Source organism: Paenibacillus barengoltzii NBRC 101215, from assembly GCF_004000745.1.
Lineage (GTDB): Bacteria > Bacillota > Bacilli > Paenibacillales > Paenibacillaceae > Fontibacillus > Fontibacillus barengoltzii.
On record NZ_BILV01000049.1, the window covers coordinates 1 to 25,668 of the forward strand.

The following is a 25,668-nucleotide window of genomic DNA, read 5'->3' on the forward strand; positions in this document are numbered from 1 at the left end:
GCTTAGCTGGGCACGCCGCACATGCAAAAACACCCGAAGACCGGCAAATGCTGGCCTTCGGGTGTCTGGGTCGGATCCTCGTCCGCTTAGATGTTCTTACTATCTAATTTCTAATTTGGCGTACCCGCCGCAAAGTTCACCGGCAGCGGTTCGATGCAGGAAGGTTTGCTGATCTTCAAGCTATGCTCCGCCGGTGTCAGACTGCCGCTGTTGGGATCTCGCCGCAGGGCGGCGATATTGCCGCTGTACTGATTGGCCACCAACACATAGTCCTCCAGGACGGCGAAGTTCCGCGGCCAACTGCCTCCCACACTCGTCCATTCCGGGTCTACGAGATGACCGGTGTGCTCATCGATACGGAAACGTACAATGCTGTCATGTCCGCGGTTCGATCCGTAGACGTAACGTCCATCCGGCGAGAAGTGGATATCAGCCGGGTAGTTCTCCCCTTGGAAATCATCCGGCAGCGAGCTGGCGTGCTGGATCGCTTCAAGCCGTCCCTCCACAGGATCGAACGTATACGCCGTCATCGTGTTGTTCAACTCGTTCATGCCGTACGCAAACTGTTCTGATGGATGGAGCACGAAATGCCGTGGACCTGCCCCGGGCGGCAAGTGGGTTACGCCATGCTTAAAGAGCCGCCCGCACTCCAACCGATAGATCACAATCTGGTCCGTCCCCAAGTCGGAGACAAAGGCGAACCGACCATCATGGCTAGGCACAATGCTGTGAGCATGAGCCGACTCCTGGCGCTCCTGGTTAACGCTGCTGCCTTCATGTTGGATCAGGGCAGTCATTTCCCCTAATGCCCCATCCGGTTCCAGTGTAAAGGCATTCACATGCCCGCTGGAATAGTTAGCGACCAGCAAAAATGTATCCCGCCCCCACTTCAAAGCCAGATGGCACGGGTCGGCCCCCAGCGTTGCCCGTTCGCTGTGCAGCATCGCCAGCTTCCCATCCTTCGGATCAACCGTAAATCCAGCGACCTGCCCTTCAGTCTGCTCACTTACCGCATACAATCGCATCCCCTGTGGATCGAAGATCACGAAGGAAGGGTTGGTAAGACCCGCAGTCTCGTGGATAACCCGCATTTCGCCGGTGTCCCTCTGCAGCTCACAGAGATAAATTCCCGGCTCCCCGCGATCGGCATAGGAACCTACAAAAAAGTACCAGTGCTGCCTCGCTTCCTTGCTCACCGATTTCTCTTCCCTTTCTTTCTCAAATTTATCCATCATCTGCTTCACTTCAGACAATGGAAGCCGATCAAAAAACATCTCCACCTGTTTCTCTGCCCCGCTGTAGATTTGGTTCATCACGGCAGGGATGTTCGAGGAAATATTACAGGAAGAGCATTCACTGCCGGAACACCAGTTGGGTTGCAGCGATCCTTGAGCGAAGATGCGATACAAGTCGCCGAGGGACACGTGCGAAAGCTCGCACTTTAGCATATACCCGCCGCGGGCCCCTTCCTTTGTCGTTACGAGGTCATGGCGGCGCAGCAGGCTGAGTACCTTACGTACGCGGGCTGGATGGGTCGCAACGCTGCTAGCGATCTGTTCGCTATTGGCCATGCGATCCTGCTTGGAATCTAAATACAACAAGCAATGAACGGCGACTGTTAATTCACTATTCATCTTCCTTCTTCCCCTTCCCATACCAAGTTTGAAACAAGTGCAGACGAGTATGTTATAATGTTCTCGCGAATCGCTGTTCGCTAGTCACGTTATATCATTATCGCTAATTACTCATTGCTAATAACTCAACACATACATACTATACACTACACTTATAGAAAGGGAACCTCTATGAACCTAATGAATCCCTCGTATATGCAAATCGCCTTTACTGTTGGTGCGATGGCCATGGCCGTCGCTGTTCTGTTTATCCGTCTGAAAGCCAGTCGTCGACCTGTCACGGTGAAGAAAATCATTATCCCGCCGCTCGGAATGACAACCGGTCTTTTCATGTTCGTTGTACCGGAGACGCATATTCCAATTCTGTGGGGCATAATTGCCTTTGCTTTCGGCTGGCTTCTTTTTTCTTATCCGTTGATTCGGACAACCAAGTTCGAGAACATCGGCGGCGAAATTTACGCGGAACGTTCCCGCAGCTTTATCTTCATTCTGATTGGTCTGCTAGTTGTCCGTCTCCTGCTGCATGAGGCTGTAGAACAATACGTCTCCGTCATGCAAACCGCAGCGCTGTTCTTCCTGCTCGCTTATGGCATGATCATTCGCTGGCGGCTGTTTATGCTCAAGCAGTACCGGGCAATGACCGAGAGCTCCACTGCCTCCTGAACCGTAAGTGGTTCAGGAGCATCCTCCCTTCACAATCGCTCGATTGCGCCCCGCTGCCTTCGCTTGATACAGACAATCGTCGGCATGGCGGATCAATTCCTCCGACGTCATCGGTTCGTGCGGGCACAAGGAGTAACCTCCCATACTGATCGTGACGCAGTTGTCCACTTTCGACCTGTGGTGTTCGATCGCCAAGGCAGCCACCTCTCCCCGCAGCCGTTCCGCCAACTCTAACGTTTGCTGCGCATGGTGACCGGCCAGGATCACGACGAACTCCTCACCGCCGTATCTGGCCGCAAACCCGCGTTCCCGCTTCGCCGCAGCATAGATCGTTTGTGCAACCTTTTTGAGAACCTGATCCCCAGCTTGATGTCCGTAATAATCATTATAGTCTTTAAAATAATCAATATCTATCATGAGCAGCGATAGCGCGTTGCTTCGTTCCTCGGGAGTTTGCAATTCCCTATCGAGGATCTCATCCAATCTCCGCCGGTTAGGGATTTCTGTCAACCCGTCCAGATTGGTTAACCGAAGCAGCTGTTCGTTAGCCACCTCAAGCTGGTCCTCCGATTCGATCAACTGCCGATGCTGCTCCGACAGTCGGATGAATAAACGATTCACCTCGTTAACAATCGCACAGAGCACAATGGTGGCCGAGATCAGGGAATTGATTTTAGCCACATACCATCCAAGCGTGAAGCGCATGCCGGCCCATAACTCCAGCGTAACCTCCATCAGCAAGGCTAACATTGCCACAGACAGCCACAAGTGCAGCACCGACTGCCTCTTTACTCTCACCCTTAACACTAACAATGCGTACATATTAAGAGCCCATAGGATCGGGCCAATCATTGAATTTTTGAGTTGCCATAAATCATTATTATAAAAAAGACCCGGCAGCCTCTGAACAGCAAGCATTGAAGCTTTATATGAAAAAAATACAAGGAACAAGGTAAGGACAATGCCCGCCGTGCCAGATCGAACGATCTGCTTCTTCGACTTTAAGGGAGCAGACCACTTTCGACCTGCAAAAGCATATCCCCAGATCCCCCAGGGTAATTCCCACATGCCACATCACCCACACCCATCCCGCCGTTTGCTCCTTAATCGCTTCAACATCCGCGATGTTGATGAAGAGACTCGGAAAGGTCAAGACGTACAAGAGTGACATGAAACAACCGAACAAATAAGTGCAGAAGATAACCAGCAAAGCCGGTAGACCGGAAGCTCGGTACTGACTATACATGGTAATGGCGGTTAACAAATTGCCAAAAATAATGCAGCCAACAATGGCCGATAAATATTGATCTTTATGTGGAAGTTCAATCATTCCAAACGGTAATGTAATCAACGACACGACGGTAATGAAAACTGAGAGGATAATCGCCCACTTTCGCTGCCTTGGGCTGTAGGGGATGTCAAAAACCTGGGGTGCCACTTTATACTTTACGCGCATCAACGCCCTCCTGCTTGTCGAAACATGTCATAATTAAACATATTCGATTTTAGATAGGGATGCAATCCTTTTCTTAGGTAGCTCCTCACTTTAGCAAAGGGCATAAAAAAGCCGCATTCGCGAAAGGCGAACACGGCTGCGTTCGCTTAGGTCACTGGTCCCATGAAAGGGTACAAGCGCCTAAGCCTTCTTGGCCGACGATCTTTGATCGGAGCTTGGATTGCTCAGTTGAGGGAGCATGCGCATCCCCATGACCATCTCGGACGAGCAGAGCGGACATACGGGGCTATAATCAAAGGTGAAATTGTCCCGCATCCACCCGTTGCAGTCATCGCTAGTGCAGGTCCATACCGGCGTATTTTCCTCAGGAATTTCTTCTAACGTCTTTTTACGGTAGTTCATAAAATTCCCCTCCTCTTCAAGGTGAACGTTCCAACCAGGTGCATTGATGATTTTGTTGTAGTGTTATATGTATCATCAGAAGCGGACTTCTGAAGAATTAACCTCATTAATGATCTTTGCGAAGAAAAACTGCCCTTAATGCGAGCACGCATTAAGAGCAGTTTCTAACTAGCTTACAGTTTTACAACGTTCTCGGCTTGAGGGCCGCGGTTGCCTTGAACCACGTTGAATTGTACGCGTTGGCCTTCGTCGAGGGTTTTGAAGCCTTCGCCAGTGATCGCGCTGAAATGAACGAATACGTCATTTCCGCCTTCCACTTCGATGAAGCCAAAACCTTTCTCAGCGTTAAACCATTTTACTGTTCCAGTTTCCATGGGAGAATACCTCCTGTTTAAGATTAACATGATTCATTTTTTTAACAGAAGTCGTTCAAATAAAGGCTGACCCTTATTGAACATGCACCACTTGTATAAAAAAAATTCACACATTGAAAAAAGTTCCAGTTTTAAAAAAGTGACACCCTTTTCAATGCGTGAATGATATCTTCTTTCAAAAACATGATTTGATCTCATTATAGCCTTTTGCCAGATAAAAAGCAAATCCCCTGTTTTTTCAAGCCTACCGGAAAGACTGGACAAATCTAACTACTGAAAACTATAATGACAGATGTAATCTGCAGTCATATTGTTCAGGGGTGCTGGAATTGGCCGGCTGAGAGTGTATCCCTCCAAGATACTGACCCTTCAACCTGATCTGGATAATGCCAGCGTAGGGAGCCATACCATGGTGATGAACTTATTTTACATGTCATTTCCATTGCCTATCGCGTCCCGGATCCGGGACGTTTTTTTGTATCCGGAAGTTGGAAGTTACGCTTAAGGACGCACATCCAGGGTTATACCAAGAACAAGCTGCGGAAATTTACACCAACGAAGGAGAGTCGGAGTCGTGAAAGTTCAAGTACGTACCGCACTGGCCATATTTCTTGGTTGCTTGCTGCTGGTATTGTCCGCCTGCGGCGGAGCGAATGGGAATCGTGCCGGGAAGGCAGAAGGCGGAAACCAGGGCGGACAAAATACCGAAGCCGCCGCACCCAATCAAGCCTCTAATGCAGAGCTGCAACATGTGAAAGTCGTGCTCGACTGGAGCCCTAACACGAACCATACCGGGCTTTACGTCGCCAAGGATCAAGGCTATTTCGCCGAGGAAGGACTGCATGTGGACATCCTCCTGCCTGGTTCCGGCGGCGCCGAAGCGATGGTGGCCTCAGGAGAGGTGCCGTTTGGCGTCAGCGTGCAAGAGAACGTGACGCAAAGCCGAATCCAAGGCGTCCCGCTCGTTTCGATTGCCGCGATCATTCAGCACAATACGTCCGGCTTCGCTGCCCCTGTCGAGAAGAACATCAAGTCGCCAAAGGACTTCGAGGGCAAAGCCTACGGCGGCTGGGGTTCACCGGTGGAACAAGCGGTGATCCAATCGATCATGGATCTGCAAGGCGCTGATGTCAACAAGGTGAAATTCGTTAACATCGGGGATGCTGATTATTTTACAGCGGTAAAACGGGACATTGATTTTGCCTGGATTTTCTACGCCTGGACGGGCGTTGAGGCCGAGCTGCGGGGCGAGCCGCTGGACATGTTGTATGTCAAAGATTTCTCCGAGAAGCTGGACTACTACACACCGGTACTCGTGACGAACGAGAAGACAATCCAGAATAACCCTGAGCTTGTAAAAGCTTTTATGCGGGCTGTGACGAAAGGTTATCAGTATGCGATCGACCATCCGGAAGAAGCGGCGCAGATCCTGCTGAAAGCTGTACCCGAGCTCGACAAAGACCTGGTGGTGGCCAGTCAAAAATGGCTCAGCCCGAAATACAAGGACGATGCTCCGCGCTGGGGCGAGCAAAAGAAAGAAGTGTGGCAAAACTACTCCGATTGGATGTTTGAACGCAAGCTCCTGGAGAAACCGCTTGATGTGGATGCCGCTTTTACCAACGAGTTTTTGCCAAGCGAATAACTACCTTTAATAATTCTTTAATGCCAAAACTCCTATTCGAAAGGATGAACTTACCCATGCCAAACGCGTTATTAAGCATTCAAATCATTCCGAAAACGCCTAACGGTGAAGACGTCATTCCCTATGTAGACCGAGCCATTGAAGTTATTCAAGCTTCCGGCGTCAAATATCAGGTGAATCCCCTGGAGACGACCATGGAGGGAGATCTCGACGAGCTGCTGGCCATCGTGAAGAAAATGAATGAAGCCGTCATTGAATTCGGCAGCACGGGCATCATTTCGCAAATTAAAATTTCCTACAATCCCAAAGGCGTCAGCATGGATAAGCTGATCGAAAAATATCGGCCATGAATCTCCGCAGCCTTTGGCACAGCATATGGCCGCCCCTCGTGGCGGTCATCTTGTTTTTACTGATCTGGCAAGGCGCGACCGCCTGGTTCCACATCGAGAAATGGATTCTCCCCAGCCCGGTGGATATCGGTCGTGAAGCAGCTGCCGGTGCGGCCAGCTTGGGGGAACATACTTTAGCAACGCTGCGGCTGATGCTGATCGGTTTTGCCATCGGGACGCTTGTCGGCCTGCTGACGGCGTTTGTTCTGCATTATGTCCCGTTTCTGAAGGCATCGCTGTATCCGCTCATCATCTTAAGTCAAAACGTGCCCACCATTGCGTTGGCGCCACTGCTGATGATCTGGTTCGGCTTTGGCATCCTGCCGAAGATTATCGTCATTACGCTCGTCTGCTTCTTCCCTGTCGCCGTGGCAGCCATGGACGGACTTAGCCGCACGGACCGGGCGATGCTTGATTATATGCGAATGATTGGTGCATCCAAGGCGGATATTTTCCGCAAGCTGGAGGTGCCCTATGCGATCCCCTCGATCATGTCCGGGGTGAAAATCGCCGCAACTTACAGCGTGATGGGGGCGGTCATTGCCGAATGGATTGGCGCAGACAAAGGCATTGGCTACTATATGATGCTGCAGAAGGCATCGTTCCGCACGGATAAGATCTTTGTCGCCATCGCCATCATCGTGGCCATCAGCCTGGCGATGTTCGCCTGTGTTGCATTGTTGGAAAAATGGCTTGTCCGCTATAAACCGGCGAACGACCGGAGATAGAGAAGCGAACGGAAAGGAAGGCTTGGTTTATGAGCGAAGCATCTACACCCAAAGATAACGCCACCCCCGCGTTGGAGGTTCGGCAGATTCATAAAACGTTCCGCGACCGGCGCCGGGAAGTACCAGTGCTGCAGGACATTTCACTGCGAGTGCCGGCTGGTGAATTCGTGTCGATCATCGGCCCCTCTGGCTGCGGCAAAAGCACGCTGTTCCACGTCATCGGCGGTCTGACCGCGCCGGATCATGGCGAGGTGCTCCTTCAGGGACGCCCGGTCACCGGACAGCGCGGACATATCAGTTACGTGCCGCAGCAGCCTGCGTTGTTCCCTTGGCGGACGATCGAGGATAACGTTGTGTTGGCGCAGGAAATCGCCGGAGCCGGAAAGCAGAGCTCCCGTGCGGAAATTCAGCATTGGCTCGAAAAAGCGGGGTTACGCGGATTTGAACGAGCTTATCCTCATATGTTGTCCGGCGGTATGCAGCAGCGGGCTTCGTTCCTTCGGGGACTGCTCGCCCCTCAGGAAGTCATGTGCCTGGACGAGCCGTTTAGTGCGCTCGACGCCCTGACACGCAGTGAAATGCAGCGCTGGCTGCTGGATATTTGGGAAGAGAACAAGCGCTCCGTCCTGATGATTACGCACAGCATCGAAGAGGCGCTCATGCTCTCGGACACGATCGTTTTGTTTACGAACCGGCCGGCCCATGTGCTGCACACCATCCAGGTGCCGTTTCCCCGGCCGCGGCGTGAGGAAATGCTGGAGGACCCCGATTTTATGCGATTAAAACGGGAGATTGCGGCGATGATGGCGGCGGAGCAGCGCAAAATAGCAGCAGGAGGAGTCTGAAATAGACTTCCCCCTGCTATCAACGTTCCATTGCCACCTCGGTAACCTCCACCTGATCCACATCCAGCATCAGTTCGACCCATCGCCGCAGGTGCTGGGCTTCCCCAGCGACGGCAATGAGCCAAGTCACCGATTCAATGGATTCTAAATGCCCTGCCGGATCTGAGAGATTCGGCATCCGGTCAAGCACCTGCTCATAGGCGTTTAACTTCATATCAATCAGCCGGAATCGCTCCAGCTTCTGGGTACATTCGGGAAGTAAGGTTACGCGCAGGTAGAGCAAAGTCCTTCCTGTCCGTTTCGCTGCCTCCAGTTCCTCCGGAGTAACCGAACGGCTCCAGGACTCTTTTTCCATGTCCATTCCTCCTGATCTTTCGCTGATCACATGATGGAGTAAATATTTAGCATATCATCGGAAAGCTCCATTAACGCATCCACCACTTCCGGATCAAACTGGGTCTCACGATGTTGGTGCAGTTCCAGCTTGGCTTCAGCCATAGTCAGCTTCCGTTCCCGATAGTGCCGATCCGATGTCATCGAATCGAAGGCGTCAACCACCGCGCAGATTCTCGCCTTATAGGGGATTTCCTTCCCCTTCAGCCCATCCGGATACCCGCGACCATCCCAACGCTCATGATGCCAGCGAACGATATCCGCAATGCCCGGCCCAAACGCAGGATCCACTTCTACCAGCTCTGCTCCGATAACCGGATGCAGCTTAATGATCCTCCACTGGGCTTCCGTCAGCGGCCCCCGTTGCTCAATGATGGCACGAGGGATCATCGTCTTGCCGATGTCATGCATAAAGCAACCGCGGACCAGCATATCCTTCTCGGCTCCGGTGATCTTCAGCGGCTCGGCGATCTTCTCCGCCAGCATAGCAACCCGTATGCTATGATGATAGGTTTCCGGATGCCTGCGCACAAGCAGGTTAAACCACTTCACAGCTTCCGGGCTATAGTCCATATACCAATCGTCGACGAACTCATTAAAAACAGTCAACCGTTCTGCCCCCTAAAAAAACCTGTGTCGTCTTTCGTCTCTCCCGTGTCGGAGTCGACGTTCCTTATTTCCCGAAGAAAAAAAAGTTCTTTTGACTCATATTTTTTTGCTAAAAACCAGTTAATTTTTAACGCTTTCTACCCGATGATGATTCAGAGCAAACGGATGAAAATCAGACCATGTCGTACAATAACAATTATGCGACAACCCTAGGTAAAAACTGGTCGAAATTTGGCAAGGTTTGTAATTAACCCTTGTTACATTATAGGACAAAAGAGCGATTTTTGCATTATTTTCGACACAAAAAAATAGATAAATAGCACTAAAAAAATAGAAAAATCACATAAATTCCATCAAACTGTCCTGCACGAAGTCGGGAGCCGCCTTCTTTATTTGCTCGACGGTGTGCAGATAGCGCTGAGTTGTGTTGATATGAGAGTGCCCCAAGCTTTCCTGAACCTGCTGCAGCGAGGCGCCCTGCAGTAATGCCAGCGTCGCGTTGGTATGTCTTAACCAGTGGGGGGTCGGCTGCTTCTGAATTCCGCTCGCAATCCCTGCTTGTTTAATGATTCGTTCGATTTGCCGCGGCGTAATCGCAAACAGCTTCAGCTCCGGATCCGGTTCCTGCCCATTTGCCAATCTGCGTGCATGCTCCTGGTACATGCTCCAGAGCTCGCGTGGAATTTTAACCTCGCGTGTTTTTCCCCGTTTTGCGTGGGATACAGTGAGCCAGATGGACGTCTCCAACATATCAGTATGAAAATCCTTCCACTTGATGCCGCATAGCTCCGACACGCGAAGGCCCAACAGCACCAGGGATAGGCCGATCAAGTAATTTCTCAGACTTTGGCGGCGCAGCGCTTCCAGCAGCTTGCCTACTTCGTTGCGAGTCAGATAATGTCTGCGGCTCGTTACGGCAATGGCCGGGATACGGACATTTTGCGCCGGATTATGATCGAAAAAGCCGATGCTGCTGTCGCTTCCCCATTTATAAAACGACTTCAGCGGTGCGATAAATGCAGCCACACTGGCTGGAGCAAGCGGTTTTTGGCCATCACGGTAGAAGCCCTTTGTGAGGTAGATTTTATAAGCTTCGATTTCCCTCCAAGTCACATCCCGAAAACGCATTCCCGAAAGGAATTGCCTGAATTGCTCTAGAGCCCTAAAATAGTTTCTACGGGTATTTGGCGCTTTGGCGCATGCCGTCAAGAACATTTGAATAATCTGTTCGTCCTGATAATCCTGTGTGACTGATAAATGGAACGGAAATTGTTGGGCTACAGCGGACAAATAATTAGTACCCATTTTATGTAACGGACCTCCTGTTGACTTTAATTTTTGTCGCATAATTGTTATTGTACGACATGGCTTTGTTCGCTGTAAGAATTAACCTTTTACAGGATGGACATTCTCTAGCAAAAAAACGAAGAAATCCCGTGGTAACCGCGGAATCCCACTTAGATAACAGGTATAATGAGTACAAGGGTTTAACCTGTTTTTGGAAAGGGGCTGGTGAGATGTCCAACATTCTTCTTCATGAATTACCGAAGGAAATCCAAATTCCGTTCATTGACGCCCATATTCATATAGACCTTTACGATGCAAATCTCCGCGACCGCCTGCTGCAAGAGCTGCCGGGCTGTGGAGTGGAGGCTGTGATTGCAGTTTCGATGCATTTAGATTCCTGCAAGTTGAACAACGCTTTGGCGGAGCGTTATCCGAACCTGGTACGCCCGGCATTCGGATTCCATCCCGAGCAGCCTATCCCGGAAGATCGGGAAATCGATTACCTGCTGAATTGGATCAAGCAGCATGCCGGGGATATGATTGCCGTCGGTGAAGTCGGACTTCCTTATTACACGCGGCAAGAAGCACTGCAGCAAGGAAAGCCCTTTGAGCTTGAACCCTATGTAGATCTGCTGGAAAAGTTTGTGATGCTTGCCAAAGCATTAGACAAACCGATTGTACTGCATGCGGTATACGAAGATGCCGATCTTGCTTGCGATCTGCTGGAACGGCACGATGTGACGAAGGCACATTTCCACTGGTTCAAGGGGGCCGAAGCCACTGTGCGTCGTATGGCGGATCGCGGTTATGTGATCTCTTTTACGCCGGATATCGTCTACGAACCGGAGATCCAAGACCTTGCCCGGCGCTATCCGCCTGAGCAGGTGATGGCCGAGACGGACGGGCCTTGGCCGTTTGAAGGACCGTTTACCGGTCAGATCACCCATCCGCGCATGACACGCCATGTCGCGATGGCCTGGGCGAATCTGCTGGGCATTCCTCCAGAAGAAGCCGCAGCGAGGTTATACGAGAACACGCGACGCTTTTACGTAATATCATAACGACGAAAAAAGCTGCCCCCGGTTGCAAACCGAATGGGACAGCTTTTTGCTGTTTGTATTATTTCAAGGTAAAGCCGCGCTTCTCTAAAAATTCACGCATATGCAGCCGCGCCGGCTGCGCCAGCTTCTCGGCCATCAGCTTGGACCAAGGGGTATTCTTTGCCCCGCTGGTCCGTTCACGCAGATAGTTGGACATGACCTCGTCGTAAGCTGCCACCTGTTCCTCTTGCCCGGCTGTATCATACTGGTTCCAGTGTAGAACTGCCGGCAGCGGAAGCCTTGGACGAAGCTCAGGGGTTTGATCCGGGTAACCAAGGCACATGCCAAATACGGGATACGACAAGTGCGGTAGGCCCAGAAGATCCGCCACATCCTCGCTATGGTTGCGGATACCGCCGATATATACGATGCCAAGGCCAAGCGATTCTGCGGCAATGGCGGTATTTTGAGCAGCCAGCGCCGTATCGACCGTCGCCACAATAAAGTTCTCTGTCGTACCTTCATACGTCGTTTCCGAAGGAATATGCCGCTCGGCGGCCCGCTTAAGTCTCGATAAATCTGCGCACCAGACCAGGAATACGGGACACTCCGCGACATAAGCCTGGTTGCCGCAAAGCTCGGCCAACTTCGTCTTCCGATCCGCATCCGTCACGGCAATCACGGTATAGGCTTGTACATTACTGGAACTGGAGGCCATTTGGCCTGCAGATACGATTTGCTCGACGACCTCCCGGGGCACCGGACGATCGCTGTATTTACGAATGGAACGATGCTCCAGCATCTTCGATATCGTCTCGTTCATCTCCTCACTCCTTTTCCTCGCTTGATGTCATTCCTAATTATGGAACTTCCACCAACGGGAAGCAAGCCCCCGAGTTCCATTCATACTGAGCTTCAAAGCGCCCCGCCGCCTGAATTCAACTGATCAGCGATCACGGAACCGATCATATATAGTGCCAGTCCCCAAACGATCAACGCAGATAATCGGTTGATTCCCCGAAGCAGTTGACCTCCACGGTCCAGGCTTCCAAGCATTTTGCCAGCCCATGCTAATCCAAAAAACCATACCCACGATACCAGAATCGTAGCCAGCGTAAACGCCCCTTTCGCCCAGCCGGTATAATCCAGAGAGCTTGTCCCGATCACGCCAACCGTATCCAAAATCGCATGTGGATTCAAAAACGTCACCGACAAGGCAAACACCGCCTGCTGTTTACCTGGCAGCCCAGATACCCCTGCGGAAGACGGCTTGGACACGTCCCGCCAGATCGTCCAACCAATATACAGCATAAAGACAGCGCCTGCAGCAAAGAGTACGGTTTTCAGCCAAGTCCATGACAAGACCAACACCGAGACTCCCAACACCGCCAGCAAAATCAATATTGTATCGCCCAAAGCAGCGGTCAGAACAGCCGGTAACGCCCGGCGCAGCTTTCGTCCGGCAGCCCCCTGGTTAAATACAAATACATTCTGCACACCTAATGGCAGAATAAGCCCAAACGCCAAAAAGAACCCATGAATCGCAGCACTAACCATCTCTCTCCCCCTCTAATCTCTGTCTCTCCTTGTCATGAACCTTATTGTACCTGCCCACTTCCAACTTGGCTCCATCCATTTGGATGGAACTGAAACCAACCAAACGATATAATGGGAAAATAACACCGCTCGAGCAAGAAATCGACCATTCTGCAAAAGAGGGAGGTCTTCCATATGAATCCTTCGACTTGGCGCCCCAGCCGAAATTCGCCGATTCCGCTCCATCGCCAAATCATGGAGCATCTTCGTGACCGGATCGCCAGCGGCGAATGGCCGGTGGGGACGCGCATCCCGTCCCAACGGGAGCTGGCTGCGCGGTTTGGGGTTAACCGCAGCACAGTCGTCGCCGCGCTGGATGAACTAATCGCAGCCGGGCTGCTTCAAGGTGACCGGGGCGGCGGCACCCGCGTCGTTAACCACACGTGGGGCGTGCTAACAGCCTCCCCGCCTCCCGATTGGAACGAGTACGTCAGCTCCGGCGTGCAATACCCTAATCTACCTGCTGTGCAGGAGATTAACCGGGCCGAGTTCCAGCCTGGCATTTTGCGGCTGGGCACCGGCGAGATGGGCCCCGACCTGCTGCCGCAGGATGAGATGGCCGAACTGCTGGGACGGATGGCCGCCAAGGTCCCGTACCTGGGCTATGGTGAACCTAACGGGGATCTGCGGCTCCGGGAGGTCATCGCTGCCCGGCTACGCCGTCAGGGCATCACCGTCTCGCCGGCCTCGCTGCTGATCGTCTCCGGCGCTTTGCAGGCGCTCCAGCTCATTTCCGTCGGCCTGCTCCCCCAGGGCTCAACGGTACTGACCGAACGACCGTCGTATCTGTATTCGGTGCCCGTGTTTCAGAGCGCCGGAATGAAGCTGCGCGGCGTGCCGATGGATGAACATGGCCTGCGCGCCGACCTCGTTTCCGTGTACGCTAAGCAGTATGCGGGCGCATTGCTTTACACCATTCCGACTTTCCATAATCCGAGCGGAACGGTGATGAGCGAGTCGCGGCGGCAGCTGCTGCTGGACGTCTGTGAGGCGGCCCGCTTGCCCCTCGTGGAAGACGATGTCTACCGCGAGTTATGGCTGGACGCCCCGCCGCCCCTGCCGCTAAAGGCGCATGACACCAGCGGCAGCGTGCTGTATCTCGGCAGCTTGTCCAAATCCCTCAGCCCGGGCCTGCGGATTGGCTGGATTGCCGGGCCGCAGCCCGTCATCGAGCGGCTCGCGGACATCAAGATGCAAAGCGATTACGGCTCCAGCGCCCTCTCGCAACAGATGGCAGCAGAGTGGCTCGGGAGCGGCAACTACGACCGCCACCTTGAACGGCTGCGGGCGGCACTCCACCTGCGGCGAGAAGCGGCGGTGGACGCGCTGGAGCGGCATTTCCGCGATATCGCGGACTGGAAGGTGCCGCAGGGAGGGTTTTACATCTGGCTGAACCTACACAACTCCCCCTCCCCGCGCAAAATATTTGACGCCGCCCTAAAAGCCGGCCTCCTGGTCAACCCCGGCCACCTCTACGACCGCGCCTCCGGCAGCCACCTGCGCCTCTCCTACGCCTACGCCACCGCCGAGGAACTGAATGAAGGCATTGCCCGTCTGAGCCAAATCGTCCGCTCCTTGGATTAAGCCCGCCCATGGATTATCGCACTACGACATGGGCCCCTCAGACGGGTCACTCGTCCACGCTTATCCCGTTCGGTCAATTGTGGTTCCACTTTCTTCACACATTATCCCATTTGGTCAGCGAACTTCCGCTTTCACACGCCCATCTTCTCAAATTTGCGGTTCCACTCCCTCAAACATGATCCCTTTTGATCAGTTGCGGTTCCTCGAGCCCACAAACTATCACGTTCAATTAGCTGTGCTCCAACTTCCTTTTTACACATTATCCCCTTTGATCAGTCACTTCCTCATTTTCACGTCTATTCCATTCAATTCGCCGCGGTACATCTTCCTCCACACATGATCCCGTTCGATCAGCGCCCCTCCTTCCCATGTCTATCCCATGCGATCAGTAACGGTTCCATATCCCCACCCTTCATCCCGTTTATTGAGTTGCGATTCAACTTCCTCCATACATGATCCCGTTCGATCAGCCGGCCCCACTTCATCCACGCACTATCCCATTCGGTCAGATACGGTTCCACTTCACCCACGCACTATCCCGTTCGGTCAGCTGAGAGGCCGCCTCGCTTTTAACCCCATTCCCCTCCTCCTTTCCTTCCTTAAAAACACCATCCCCATCCCTATCCTCCTCATCATCCTTCTCACCGTTATCTCCTGACCATCCTCATCCTCATTCTCATCCTCATTCTCATCCTCATTCTCACTTTCTTCCCCATCCTCCATTCCTAACGCGCGCTACTCCCAGCGCGCGTTTCTGGCAGCACGACGGGCGGTCAGGCCACATGCTCCACTCCCATCCAAGCAATAATCGATTCATACCGTGTTCCTCCATCGATTTCTCGCCTATCTGAGCGAAGGGGATAATCATGTAAAGGACCCCGGCAGAGAATATCACCACAGCCTATTTACATTATTTTGCAAAAGTGATATCATATAAATATCAATTTAATATGTGAAGGAGTGTCACTTCATATGAAAGAAAAAGAAATTTCATGCCTAAACGGTTTTGTTGCCCTGTTGTTTATGTTCGGATTTATTGCATTGGGGGGGATTCCTCGTCACGTTAAGCGATGTCGTTCCTGTGGTCGGCGGTGTGCTCTCCTTCGTCATCGCCTTCGTGCTGTTAACCGGGCTGACGATCGTACAACCGAACCAAGCAGCCGTTATCACCTTTTTCGGGCGCTACCTGGGTGTAATCCGCAAGAGCGGCTTCTATCTAGCCGTCCCGTTCTCAACTCGCAAAAAAGTTTCGTTGCGTGTTCGTAACTTCAACAGCGCTAAGCTGAAAGTTAACGATGTCAAAGGGAACCCGATCGAAATCGCCACTGTCGTGGTGTTTTCGGTAGTCGACTCCGCTAAAGCGCTGTTTGAAGTGGATGAATACGAAACCTTTGTAGAAATTCAGAGCGAAGCTGCACTGCGCCACGTCGCCAGCAAATATCCGTACGATCAACTGGACGACTCCGAAACTGGCTTCTCCCTGCGCGCCAATACGGAAGAGATTGCGCTGGAGCTCACCAGCGAATTGCAAAACCGTCTAGCCATCGCCGGGGTTAAAGTCATTGAGTCGCGCCTGACGCATCTGGCCTACTCGACCGAAATCGCAAGTGCGATGCTGCAACGTCAACAAGCCGAAGCGATCATCGCCGCCCGCGAGAAAATCGTTGACGGCGCCGTCACCATGGTTCAAATGGCAATTGAACGGCTGCAAGCCGGTCAAGTCGTCGAGCTGGATGACGAACGCAAAGCCGCTATGATTAACAACCTGCTTGTCGCTGTCGTCTCCGACCGTTCCGCCCAGCCGGTCATCAATACTAGCACGTTGTATTAATTAGGGGCATCCATTCACGATGGCCAGCAAAAAGAGCTTCCCACTTCGCCTTGACCCGACGCTATATCAGGCTTTGGAACGCTGGGCAGCGGACGAATTCCGAAGCGTGAATGGGCATATCGAATACCTGCTGCGAGAAGCATTGCGCCGCGAGGGAAGACTGCCTTCCACCCGGGCGCCGGGCAAGGAGGAAGAGAAGCATGACGCAGACGACAGTAAAAAGTAAGTCGTGGTGGGAACCGAAGTCGACGACCCTGCTAAAAGAGTACGCCAGAACCTCTGGAGGGACTTACGCTGCAGGAACTTTTAAGAACTGGAAGTATAAGGGACAGCGTGTCCATCTGCCGCTTTCCCCACACTTCGGTTCCTGTGAGGTGACGATCACTGACCCGAATAACGACAGCTCCGGTCATGAGTACGCGATCTCCGTGAAGTACAGCTACCGGCCGCGCCGAAAGCTGGAGTTCGTGTTATTTTCGGCCAACCGACATATCTTGGCTTGGTTTTCCAGGGGGCTCCGGGAAGCTTCCCTTCCCAACTCCGCGCTGAACAAAAAATATCGAGCCAAAGCTTCCCATCCCAGTCTCCTGCGATCGGCATTGAAATATGAAGGGATCGAAGAGTTGCTGAACCTTCATTCCAAGATCCATGTACGACTGCGGATTAAGAACGGACGTGCCACTTTGACCTGTACGGAGAAATTAAAGAAGCCCGACGTGACTGCTATCACAGCAACCGTTGAGCTCATGAAGAAGCTGCTTCTTGCCTTGGAGGATCAAGGCATTATTGGGGATCCCGTCATCCATCCAAAACAATAGCATTTCCATCAAAAAAACGAGCCTTCCCTCGTAAGACCGGAACAAACGTCCGGAACCTTACGAGTTGGGAGGCTCGTTTCACTTTACATCGTAAGATTATAGCTTCACTCGTTGCAAGCGCAGCGCGTTCAGCACCACGGAGACGGAGCTGAGCGCCATCGCTGCTCCGGCCAGCCACGGAGCGAGGAAGCCTGCAGCGGCGACCGGGATACCGATCGAATTGTAAGCAAGCGCCCAGAACAAGTTCTGCTTGATGTTACCCATTGTGCGCTTGCTCATGGCGATTGCATCCGGCACGCCTTCCAGGTCGCCGCGCATCAGCGTGACGTCAGCGGCCTCCATGGCCACGTCGGTGCCCGTGCCGATGGCGATGCCTACGTCGGCTACGGCCAGCGCGGGAGCGTCGTTGATCCCGTCGCCCACCATCGCCGTCTTCAGGCCGCGGGCCTGGAGTTTTTTCACCTCGGCGGCTTTGCCTTCCGGAAGCACCTCGGCCAGCACCTCGTCGATCCCGACCTCGGCGGCGATCGCCTGGGCGGTGCGCACGTTGTCGCCGGTGATCATCACCACGTGAAGGCCCATCTCCTTCAGCCGCGCCACCGCGGCCTTGGACGTCTCCTTCACGGTGTCGCTCACGGCGACCATGCCGGCGTAGACGCCGTCGACCGCCACGAGCAGCACGGTTTGGCCGGCCGCTTCCAGCGCGGCCATGCCGGCTTCCGCGGCGGCGACGTCGACGCCTTCACGCGCCATCAAGCGGCGCGTGCCGGCGAGCACCCGGCGGTCCTCGACGACCGCCGTGATGCCGTGCCCGGGCACCGCCTCAAAAGCGGTGGCCTCGGGCAGCTCCAGGGCGCGCGCCCGCGCCCCGGCCACCAGAGCATCCGCCAGCGGATGCTCTGACCCGCGCTCGGCGGCGCCGACGAGCCGGAGCAACGCAGCTTCGTCCCAGCCCTCGGCCGGGACGACTTCCCGCAGCTCCGGCTGCCCCCGCGTGATCGTGCCGGTCTTATCCAGCACGATCGCTTGCAGCCCTTGGGCGGCCTCGAGGTGCTCGCCGCCCTTAAACAGGATCCCGTACTCCGCAGCTCGTCCGGACCCGGCCATAATCGATGTTGGCGTCGCCAGCCCCAACGCGCAAGGGCACGCGATAACGAGCACGGCGATCGCCTTTTCTAGCGCCTCGGCGAAGCTGCCCGGCGCCACGAAGAAAAACCATACCAAGAACGTAACTACCGCAATCCCAACCACAATCGGGACAAAAATCCCGGAAATCACATCCGCTACCCGCTGAATCGGCGCCTTCGAGCCTTGCGCCTCCTCAACGACACGGATGATTTGCGCAAGCGCGGTTTCACTGCCTACCTTGGCCGCTTGTACACGCAGCACGCCATGTTTGTTGACGGTCGCACCGATGACCGTGTCGCCCTCCTTCTTCTCCACCGGGATGCTCTCCCCGGTCAGCATCGATTCATCTACGGACGAGACCCCGCCGATGACGACGCCATCAACCGGGATCTTCTCACCTGGCTTGACGATCAATACGTCCCCGGGTACAACCCCTTCGATCGATACCACCGTTTCGACACCGTCTTTGAGAACCAGCGCTGTTTTGGCCTGCAGCCCCATCAACGTTTTGATCGCTTGGGAGGAGCGGCCTTTGGCTAACGCCTCAAACCATTTACCGAGCAGGATTAATGTAATCAAGATCGAGCTGGTTTCATAATACAGCTGGGGGGTATGCCCATGAGGCATCGACAAAGAGTCCAAACTCAAATACAAACTATAAAAATACGCCGCCGACGTACCCAGCGCGACCAATACGTCCATGTTGGCGCTGCGGCTGCGCAGCGCTTTGAAGGCACCGACGTAAAAGCCCCAGCCGATGATAAATTGCACCGGCGTTGCCAGCGCGAGCTGGAACCACGGGTTCATAAACAGCTCCGGCGTCCAGATCCATGAGGTAAAGGAGAAATGCCCGGCCATCGCCCAGAGCAGCGGAAACGCAAGCACGGCCGACACGATCAGCTTATTTCGTTGTTTCCGGATTTCCCGTGCGCGAAGTTCCCCGGACTCCTTCTCGGACGGCTTCAATACCGCACCGTAGCCCAACTGGCTTACCTTATTGATGATCTGCTCGATCGAGACCGTCCCCGGCTCATACCGCACTTGCGCCGTTTCCAGCGCCAGATTGACGTTGGCTTGTTCCACGCCGGGCAGCCGGTTTAACCCCTTCTCGATCCGTGCCGCACAGGCCGCGCAGGTCATGCCGGTAATTTGCAATGTTGTCTGGTCGTGATTCGCACCGGCGGCTGGCCATGTTTTTTCCATGACAATTCCTCCATCTTAACCCCTGTAAGTTATACCCCATAGGGGTATGTAAAGGGCAAATAAAAACTCCAACTCCCGTTCCCTAAAGACGCACGGCGAATTTGCTCGTACGTCTCAGAGGTCCAGGAAAAGTCTTTCGATCAAACGACGTCGTAGCCTTGATCCTCGATCGCTTCTTTGATTTGATCAACCGTCACTTTCGTTTCGTCGAAAGTCACTTCCACTTTCTTCGCAGCCAGATCCACTTTCCCTGTAGCGCCAAGGCCGGCAACCGCTCCTTCTACCGATTTCACGCAATGATTGCAGGACATTCCTTCAACGGTTAACGTAATATTTTGCATGATTCGTTCCTCCCATGAGTTTTATAGATGCTTCCTCTGCAGCGTACCCCCCCGGGGGTTCCACTGTTTATTTCATCAGCTTATTGACCGTAACGAGCAGCTCGTCGAGCACTTCCGTCTCACCGGCTTGAATTCGCTCGATCACGCAGCTCTTCATGTGTCCCTCCAGCAGCAGCCGGCCCACGCTGTTCAGCGCAGATTGCACGGCGGCGATCTGGTTCAGCACATCGTCACAGTAAGTATCTCTCTCAATCAGCCCTTTGATACCGCGGATTTGCCCTTCAATCCGGTTCAATCGGCTGGTCAAGTTGCTCTTCATCGCTTCGGAATGATGACTGCGCCGTACCGGCTTACCATTCTCCGTTTCCGATACGTGTTGATGCCCGCCGTGCTCCTCGCAATGAGCGGACGCCACATGTTCCTGTCCCTCGACCTTCGCCATACATGACTCCTTTCCAAACCAACGTGGTTTGCTGTGGTACGCTCATTATAATATACCCCCATGGGGTATGTAAAGAGGGGGCAGCAAATCTTTTTCTCGACGCAAAACAGACCTCGCAATGGTTACTCGAATGGTTACCTCCTAATGTTTACCTCTGAACGCTAACCTCTTAAAGCCTTCCTTCTGACGATATCCTCCTATCGCTGCCCCGTAACGGACCTCAAAGTCCTTATTTGTCATTTCCCGGCTCATTTCCCGTGTTAACAGACCCCATTGATCTTATTCGCACCATAAAGATCCCAACCTGTGCAACATCCGCAAAATAACGGCCATGAAGTCCATTAGCCGCCAGCAAACGCCAATCAACCTCAAATAACGGCTCTACGGTCCGTTAAAATAACCGGTACAGTAGTATGACAATAGCGACTGCGGCTACAACAGCAACAATGAGCAGCAACAGCCGAGACACCTGCTGCATCAGCGTATCATCTGCACTCTAACGCTTACCAGGAACGCTATTGGGCCCAAAATGAGGGCGTTAAGAATCTAACGCTTATGAGAGAGCTTATTCGCCCGTTATGCCCTGGAAACGGAGCCGTTTGGTGCAAATAAGCTCGCTGACAAGCGTTAGAAATGAAACCCCCCGCTTTGGGCCCAAATAAGCACTGTGGCAAGCGTTAGCCGAAACGGCACACGTCGACCGGTCGGTTAGTAGTTAGAAGTAGTTAGGAGTATCATGAACAGTTAAAAGTAACTTGCGCGACGACAGTGTCAATAGTCGGTAATAGGGAATTCGCGTAAGCGTAATATGCGGTTGCTCGCGTACTAGCGTAGCCCGCGCGCTTGCCCCCACCCGCCGCATAATAGCGCCGCCCGTCTTAGCCCCCTGCGGCTCCATCGAAGGCAGCTCCTCTCTATCTAGCATCCCCCCGCCAACGCCAAAAAACCCGCTGCCACACTACGTGACAGCGGGTTTCTTTTCCGATATTTGACTGCCCTCTTATTGGTAACCCCAAATCATCGTCAGCAACGTACCAAAGACGGTCACCAGCCCGACGAACAGGGCGTATACGAGGTTGGCGTACAAGGCACCTTTGCTGCGGTTCTCGCCGATGTGCATGAACATGAACAGCTGCACCGACATCTGTACGGCCGCGCAGATGAGCAGGATCGTCATGCCCATGGCAAACGACATATCCCAGAACACCACCGACAGTGCTACGACAGAAAGGATCAGTGAGAACACATATCCCATGACGTGTTGAATCGGGAACAGTTTTTTCATGTCACATCAGTCCTTTCAAGTATACAAAGCTGAAGATGAAGATCCAGACCACGTCCAGGAAGTGCCAGTACAGCGAGAAAATAAACGATTTATTCGCCGTATCATGAGTAAATCCTTCGCGTTTCACCTGAATCATCAACCCGCTGCCCCACAGAAGACCCAGCGTCACGTGGGCGCCGTGCGTCCCCAGCAAGACGAATAAGCTCGACAGGAACGCGCTCGTTTGCATCGTCGCGCCTTCATGCACATAAGTCACGAACTCGGTAATCTCGATGCCCAGGAACCCGAGGCCCAACAGCAGCGTGATGGCGAAGAACGCCATAAACGGTTTTCTCAGCCCCAGACGCATGCTGTGTACCGCCAAACCGCAGGTAAAGCTGCTGGTCAACAGCAAGAACGTTTCGCCCAACACCGGTCCGATTTCGAAGATTTCTGCTCCGTTCGGGCCGCTGCCAGTCCGGTTCCACAGCGTCAGATACACCGAGAACAGCGTGGCGAAGAGCACGATTTCCGCGCCCAGGAACAGCCAGAACCCAAGTACCCGGTTACTGTTCTCTTCCGTTTGATATTCGAGCGGTAAAGTATGATCTACCTTCATGCGTGTTCACCCCGCAATCCTGCATCCGAGTCCAACCGACTGGCCAAAGCCTTCTCGGTTTTGATAATTTCGCTGACCGGAATATGTCGACCGTGGTCGCGTTCGAAAGAACGTACCGCCAGCATGACGAGAATTCCCAGGCCGGCGATGATCGCCGGTACCCACCAGCTAAAGACCATAAAGAATCCGAAGAAGAAGAAAATCACACCCAGGATAAACGGTTGGCCGCTGTTGTTCGGCATATGAATCTCTTCGTATTTGTCCGAGTACAACGGTTTGCCGGTTTTCTTAGATACCCAGAACGGATCCAGTGAATCGACCTTAGGTACAACGGCAAAGTTGTATTCTGGAACCGGAGAATGCGTGCTCCATTCCAGCGTACGAGCGTTCCAAGGATCGCCCGTTTTGTCCCGTTCCGCGTAGCGGAAGCTCCAGTAAATGTTGTACACCAGCACGATAAACCCGATGGCGAGTCCCACCGCACCGATCGAAGCGATCAAGTTCAGCGGACCAAAGCCGGTGCTTTCCGAATAGGTGTACATCCGCCGGGTCATTCCTTTCAGACCAAGGAAGAACAGCGGCATAAAGGTTACATTAAAGCTAATGGCAATAATCCAGAAAGCCAGTTTGCCTTGACGATCGTTGAGCCGGAACCCAAACAATTTCGGGAACCAGTAATAGAACCCTGCAATCACCGCAAATACGGTACCTGGAATCAGCACGTAGTGGAAATGCGCCACCAAGAACATCGTGTTGTGGTATTGATAGTCGGCGCTCGCCATCGCCAGCATGACCCCGGTTACCCCACCGATCGTAAAGATCGGGATAAAAGCGAGGGAATACAGCATCGGCGTTGTAAATTCGATGCGCCCTTTTTGCAGCGTAAACAGCCAGTTGAAAATTTTAACCCCAGTTGGAACTGCAATCGCCATTGTTGTAATCGAGAAGATCCCGTTAACCATGACGCCGTGACCCATCGTATAGAAGTGGTGCGCCCATACGATAAACGACAGCAGCGAAATGACGATCATACTCCACACCATGGACTTATAGCCGTACAAGTTTTTACGTGAGAACGTCGAAATAACTTCACTGTAAATCCCGAAGGCCGGCAAAATCACGATATAAACCTCCGGATGGCCCCATACCCAGAACAGGTTGGCCCAGAGCATATCCATCCCGCCGTTGGCCATTGTAAAGAACTGCGTACCAAACAGGCGATCGAACATCATCAGTGCCAGCGCTACGGTTAATACCGGGAACGCAAACAAGATGATGATATTGGTGATCAGTACCGACCAGGTAAACATCGGCATTTTCATCAGCGTCATGCCTGGTGCACGCATTTTCAGAATCGTCACCAGGAAGTTGACGGCAGTCATCAGCGTACCGATCCCCGCGATTTGGATCGCGATCGAGTAGTAGTTATTACCTACCGTTGGGCTGAACTCAACGCTCGCCAGCGGGAAGTAAGCGGTCCATCCGGCATCCGGGGAGCCCCCGATGACGAAGGAGATGTTAAACAGCATCGCTCCGGCGAAGAACAGCCAGAAGCTGACGGCATTCAGCCGTGGGAACGCGACGTCGCGCGCGCCAATTTGCAGCGGAATAACCACGTTCATCAAACCAACGATAAACGGCATCGCCATAAACAGGATCATAATGACCCCGTGTGTTGTAAAAATTTCGTTATAGTGCTGCGCATCCAGCAGCCCGTTCTCCGGCATCGCCAGCTGCGCCCGCATGAGCAGCGCATCCACGCCGCCGCGGAAGAGCATCAGCAAAGCGGAGATGATATACATGATGCCGATCCGCTTGTGGTCGACGGTCGTTAACCATTCGCGCCACAGCCAGCCCCATTTTTTAAAATAGGTTAATCCGATGACGATCGCCAGCGATACAACCACAATGCTGACCATCGCACCATAAATCATCGGCTCACCCGTGACGAAAAATTCGTCCCATTTCATGTTCAGGTACTCCCTTCCCGTTGATTAGTTATGAGCTTCGTGTTCGCTAGATTCTTCCGTCATGTCCATGTCGGAGTGGTCCATTGTCGAATGGTCCATCTCCTCGGTTCCGTTCTCGCCGCCATGATGATGACCGGCGTTCTCGCCTTCCGGCGCAGGACGGAAGTCCAGATGAGTCGAGCTGTACGTTTGACGACCGACATGTGCGGTTTCCAGCAATTTATTGAACTCCGACTCGGTCAGCTCAGGAGCGGTGTCCTTCACTTCTTTGACCCATTTGTCATATTCCGACGGCGCCATAGCCAGCGCTTCAAATTCCATGTGTGCGAAGCCCTCACCGGAGAAGTTCGAGTTCTTACCCATGTAGGAGCCCTCATGTTCAGCAACGATGTTCAGCGTATTGACCATGTCGCTCATCGCGTATTTCTGTCCCGCCAATTGCGGAATCCAGAAGCTCGTAATTGGACCGTACGAATACAGCCGGAACTCTACTGGACGGTTCGTTGGAATGTTCACATAGTTAACCGTCTCGATTCCTTCCTCCGGATAGCTAAAATGCCATTTCCAGTTGGAGGAGGCGGCGTAAATCACGAGCGGCTTTTGATCCTCGTAGCCTTCCGGCACTTTTTCGACCGCTGACGTACTGCGCACGGTCACAACCGACAGCACCGCGACGATAATGATTGGAATCGTAATCCAAGTGATTTCCAGCCATTTGCTGCCTTCCACATGCGGCGGTTCGTAGTCCGGCGCTGCTTTGGAAGCCCGATATTTCGTTAACATATAGATGTACAGCGTGTAAACGACCAGCAAAATAAAGGCCATCGTTAAAATCGAAAAAATGATGACTTGCGATTGGGTCTTGGCCACCGGACCTTTCGGGTCTAACACCGTCAACTGATTACACCCGGTCAGGAGGACAAGGAGGGCTGAAAATAAAGCTAAAAGCAACCCTTTCCTTTTCATAGGATACCGATACCCCTTTCTTCATTGTGAACACCATCCCCAAAAGCTATGGGCATGGCTTCGTTCGATCAGCTACTTTTATGTTAGGAAAGGGGGGATTGAATAACAATTCATATAGAATGTTATTTCTGTAAATTTATTACATTCAATAGTGTGACTTTTATCCTTTACATCACATGAAAAGTTGATTTAAGCCGATTTTCGGCCGTTTTCCGGCAAAATTGGCGATTTTGATAATTGTTCACAATGCGGCTGTAGCCTATCAGAGTTCGCAGAATTGTCATAGAAAATCTCCATTTTGTGATTTTGTTCACAATATTTCGTATTCCAATCAATCTCGCACCCTCGCCTCTCTCCTGGATACGAGAAGAATGTGCGACATTTTCGTGACATTTTGATTGAACATAAACAAAAGAGGCTGCCCCAAAGCAAAACTTCCCTTGT

At 52.9% G+C, this 25,668-nt stretch carries 27 protein-coding genes, 1 pseudogene and 1 riboswitch; of the genes and pseudogenes, 10 read left to right on the plus strand and 18 right to left on the minus strand.

Annotated elements, in window-relative coordinates; translation table 11 throughout:
* Positions 1–110: 110 nt before the first annotated feature.
* On the minus strand, positions 111–1,634 hold the full coding sequence (locus tag PBA01S_RS14210) for a beta-propeller fold lactonase family protein (protein ID WP_164744163.1): 1,524 nt from the start codon (positions 1,632–1,634) through the stop codon (positions 111–113).
* A gap of 171 nt (positions 1,635–1,805) precedes the next feature.
* Here PBA01S_RS14210 and PBA01S_RS14215 point away from each other — a divergent pair, with 171 nt between their 5' ends.
* Positions 1,806–2,297 (plus strand): CcdC family protein, encoded by a 492-nt coding sequence (locus PBA01S_RS14215; protein ID WP_028539858.1) that lies wholly within the window; start codon positions 1,806–1,808, stop codon positions 2,295–2,297.
* 12 nt (positions 2,298–2,309) lie between these two features.
* Here the strand turns inward: PBA01S_RS14215 and PBA01S_RS14220 are convergent, their stop codons facing one another.
* From PBA01S_RS14220 to PBA01S_RS14235, 4 genes are all read right to left on the minus strand, one after another.
* Positions 2,310–3,284 (minus strand): GGDEF domain-containing protein, encoded by a 975-nt coding sequence (locus PBA01S_RS14220; protein ID WP_503826049.1) that lies wholly within the window; start codon positions 3,282–3,284, stop codon positions 2,310–2,312.
* Positions 3,223–3,753, minus strand: coding sequence for an MASE4 domain-containing protein (locus PBA01S_RS23150; protein ID WP_127576225.1), 531 nt, complete (start codon positions 3,751–3,753; stop codon positions 3,223–3,225). Before PBA01S_RS23150 ends, PBA01S_RS14220 begins: the two co-directional genes overlap by 62 nt.
* Positions 3,754–3,933: 180 nt before the next feature.
* Positions 3,934–4,155, minus strand: a complete 222-nt coding sequence (locus PBA01S_RS14230) for a cold-shock protein (protein WP_028539860.1) — start codon at positions 4,153–4,155, stop codon at positions 3,934–3,936.
* A 173-nt stretch (positions 4,156–4,328) separates the two neighbouring features.
* A complete protein-coding gene (locus PBA01S_RS14235) occupies positions 4,329–4,529 on the minus strand; it encodes a cold-shock protein (protein WP_009223993.1) in 201 nt (66 codons plus the stop codon).
* Positions 4,530–4,835: 306 nt separating this feature from the next.
* Positions 4,836–4,948, plus strand: a riboswitch (TPP riboswitch).
* Positions 4,949–5,103: 155 nt separating this feature from the next.
* On the opposite strand from PBA01S_RS14235, the gene PBA01S_RS14240 reads away from it, so the two are divergent.
* From PBA01S_RS14240 to PBA01S_RS14255, 4 genes are read left to right on the plus strand one after another with little or no spacing between them, the layout of a single operon-like run.
* Positions 5,104–6,171, plus strand: a complete 1,068-nt coding sequence (locus PBA01S_RS14240; protein WP_127576226.1) for an ABC transporter substrate-binding protein — start codon at positions 5,104–5,106, stop codon at positions 6,169–6,171.
* A gap of 56 nt (positions 6,172–6,227) precedes the next feature.
* Complete coding sequence (locus PBA01S_RS14245) at positions 6,228–6,521, plus strand: MTH1187 family thiamine-binding protein (RefSeq protein ID WP_009223991.1); 294 nt, start codon at positions 6,228–6,230, stop codon at positions 6,519–6,521.
* Positions 6,518–7,288 carry an ABC transporter permease gene (locus tag PBA01S_RS14250; protein ID WP_127576227.1) on the plus strand — a complete coding sequence of 257 codons (771 nt, stop codon included), beginning with the start codon at positions 6,518–6,520 and terminating at the stop codon, positions 7,286–7,288. The genes PBA01S_RS14245 and PBA01S_RS14250 overlap by 4 nt, the downstream gene beginning before the upstream one ends.
* Positions 7,289–7,317: 29 nt before the next feature.
* The gene (locus PBA01S_RS14255; protein ID WP_127576228.1) at positions 7,318–8,133 is read left to right on the plus strand and encodes an ABC transporter ATP-binding protein; all 816 of its coding nucleotides are present in this window, start codon (positions 7,318–7,320) and stop codon (positions 8,131–8,133) included.
* Positions 8,134–8,152: 19 nt separating this feature from the next.
* Here the strand turns inward: PBA01S_RS14255 and PBA01S_RS14260 are convergent, their stop codons facing one another.
* The 3 genes from PBA01S_RS14260 to PBA01S_RS14270 form a co-directional block, all read right to left on the minus strand.
* The gene (locus PBA01S_RS14260) at positions 8,153–8,488 is read right to left on the minus strand and encodes a hypothetical protein (protein ID WP_127576229.1); all 336 of its coding nucleotides are present in this window, start codon (positions 8,486–8,488) and stop codon (positions 8,153–8,155) included.
* A 26-nt stretch (positions 8,489–8,514) separates the two neighbouring features.
* Positions 8,515–9,135 carry an HD-GYP domain-containing protein gene (locus PBA01S_RS14265; protein WP_016313691.1) on the minus strand — a complete coding sequence of 207 codons (621 nt, stop codon included), beginning with the start codon at positions 9,133–9,135 and terminating at the stop codon, positions 8,515–8,517.
* 339 nt (positions 9,136–9,474) lie between these two features.
* Positions 9,475–10,440 carry a tyrosine-type recombinase/integrase gene (locus tag PBA01S_RS14270; RefSeq protein WP_085170683.1) on the minus strand — a complete coding sequence of 322 codons (966 nt, stop codon included), beginning with the start codon at positions 10,438–10,440 and terminating at the stop codon, positions 9,475–9,477.
* 212 nt (positions 10,441–10,652) lie between these two features.
* Between PBA01S_RS14270 and PBA01S_RS14275 the strand changes: the two genes are divergently transcribed.
* On the plus strand, positions 10,653–11,483 hold the full coding sequence (locus PBA01S_RS14275) for a TatD family hydrolase (RefSeq protein ID WP_127576230.1): 831 nt from the start codon (positions 10,653–10,655) through the stop codon (positions 11,481–11,483).
* Positions 11,484–11,541: 58 nt separating this feature from the next.
* On the opposite strand, the gene nfsA is transcribed toward PBA01S_RS14275, so the two are convergent.
* Both nfsA and PBA01S_RS14285 read right to left on the minus strand, forming a co-directional pair.
* Positions 11,542–12,285 carry an oxygen-insensitive NADPH nitroreductase gene (gene nfsA / locus PBA01S_RS14280; protein ID WP_127576231.1) on the minus strand — a complete coding sequence of 248 codons (744 nt, stop codon included), beginning with the start codon at positions 12,283–12,285 and terminating at the stop codon, positions 11,542–11,544.
* A gap of 92 nt (positions 12,286–12,377) precedes the next feature.
* Positions 12,378–13,019, minus strand: coding sequence for a LysE/ArgO family amino acid transporter (locus PBA01S_RS14285; RefSeq protein WP_127576232.1), 642 nt, complete (start codon positions 13,017–13,019; stop codon positions 12,378–12,380).
* Positions 13,020–13,193: 174 nt separating this feature from the next.
* Here PBA01S_RS14285 and PBA01S_RS14290 point away from each other — a divergent pair, with 174 nt between their 5' ends.
* On the plus strand, positions 13,194–14,642 hold the full coding sequence (locus PBA01S_RS14290) for an aminotransferase-like domain-containing protein (RefSeq protein WP_085279828.1): 1,449 nt from the start codon (positions 13,194–13,196) through the stop codon (positions 14,640–14,642).
* Positions 14,643–15,188: 546 nt separating this feature from the next.
* On the opposite strand, the gene PBA01S_RS22805 is transcribed toward PBA01S_RS14290, so the two are convergent.
* Positions 15,189–15,365, minus strand: a complete 177-nt coding sequence (locus tag PBA01S_RS22805) for a hypothetical protein (protein WP_164744164.1) — start codon at positions 15,363–15,365, stop codon at positions 15,189–15,191.
* A 249-nt stretch (positions 15,366–15,614) separates the two neighbouring features.
* Here PBA01S_RS22805 and PBA01S_RS14295 point away from each other — a divergent pair.
* The 3 genes and pseudogenes from PBA01S_RS14295 (at position 15,615) to PBA01S_RS14305 (ending at position 17,291) form a co-directional block, all read left to right on the plus strand.
* A pseudogene (locus PBA01S_RS14295) lies at positions 15,615–16,473 on the plus strand (SPFH domain-containing protein).
* A gap of 19 nt (positions 16,474–16,492) precedes the next feature.
* Positions 16,493–16,699, plus strand: a complete 207-nt coding sequence (locus PBA01S_RS14300) for a type II toxin-antitoxin system antitoxin (RefSeq protein ID WP_009223980.1) — start codon at positions 16,493–16,495, stop codon at positions 16,697–16,699.
* A complete protein-coding gene (locus PBA01S_RS14305) occupies positions 16,674–17,291 on the plus strand; it encodes a hypothetical protein (protein WP_085170878.1) in 618 nt (205 codons plus the stop codon). Before PBA01S_RS14300 ends, PBA01S_RS14305 begins: the two co-directional genes overlap by 26 nt.
* A gap of 96 nt (positions 17,292–17,387) precedes the next feature.
* Here the strand turns inward: PBA01S_RS14305 and PBA01S_RS14310 are convergent, their stop codons facing one another.
* The 7 genes from PBA01S_RS14310 to qoxA form a co-directional block, all read right to left on the minus strand.
* The gene (locus tag PBA01S_RS14310) at positions 17,388–19,622 is read right to left on the minus strand and encodes a heavy metal translocating P-type ATPase (RefSeq protein WP_127576233.1); all 2,235 of its coding nucleotides are present in this window, start codon (positions 19,620–19,622) and stop codon (positions 17,388–17,390) included.
* A 140-nt stretch (positions 19,623–19,762) separates the two neighbouring features.
* Complete coding sequence (copZ, locus tag PBA01S_RS14315; protein ID WP_028540131.1) at positions 19,763–19,963, minus strand: copper chaperone CopZ; 201 nt, start codon at positions 19,961–19,963, stop codon at positions 19,763–19,765.
* Positions 19,964–20,030: 67 nt separating this feature from the next.
* Positions 20,031–20,405 carry a metal-sensitive transcriptional regulator gene (locus tag PBA01S_RS14320; protein ID WP_016313703.1) on the minus strand — a complete coding sequence of 125 codons (375 nt, stop codon included), beginning with the start codon at positions 20,403–20,405 and terminating at the stop codon, positions 20,031–20,033.
* 1,000 nt (positions 20,406–21,405) lie between these two features.
* Positions 21,406–21,690, minus strand: coding sequence for a cytochrome aa3 quinol oxidase subunit IV (qoxD, locus tag PBA01S_RS14325; RefSeq protein ID WP_016313704.1), 285 nt, complete (start codon positions 21,688–21,690; stop codon positions 21,406–21,408).
* A 1-nt stretch (position 21,691) separates the two neighbouring features.
* Positions 21,692–22,288 (minus strand): cytochrome aa3 quinol oxidase subunit III, encoded by a 597-nt coding sequence (gene qoxC / locus PBA01S_RS14330; protein ID WP_009223973.1) that lies wholly within the window; start codon positions 22,286–22,288, stop codon positions 21,692–21,694.
* Positions 22,285–24,258, minus strand: a complete 1,974-nt coding sequence (gene qoxB, locus PBA01S_RS14335) for a cytochrome aa3 quinol oxidase subunit I (RefSeq protein WP_028540133.1) — start codon at positions 24,256–24,258, stop codon at positions 22,285–22,287. Before qoxB ends, qoxC begins: the two co-directional genes overlap by 4 nt.
* A 24-nt stretch (positions 24,259–24,282) precedes the next feature.
* Positions 24,283–25,224: a cytochrome aa3 quinol oxidase subunit II gene (qoxA, locus tag PBA01S_RS14340; RefSeq protein WP_085279769.1), complete on the minus strand. Its 942-nt coding sequence runs from the start codon at positions 25,222–25,224 to the stop codon at positions 24,283–24,285.
* Positions 25,225–25,668 lie beyond the last annotated feature (444 nt).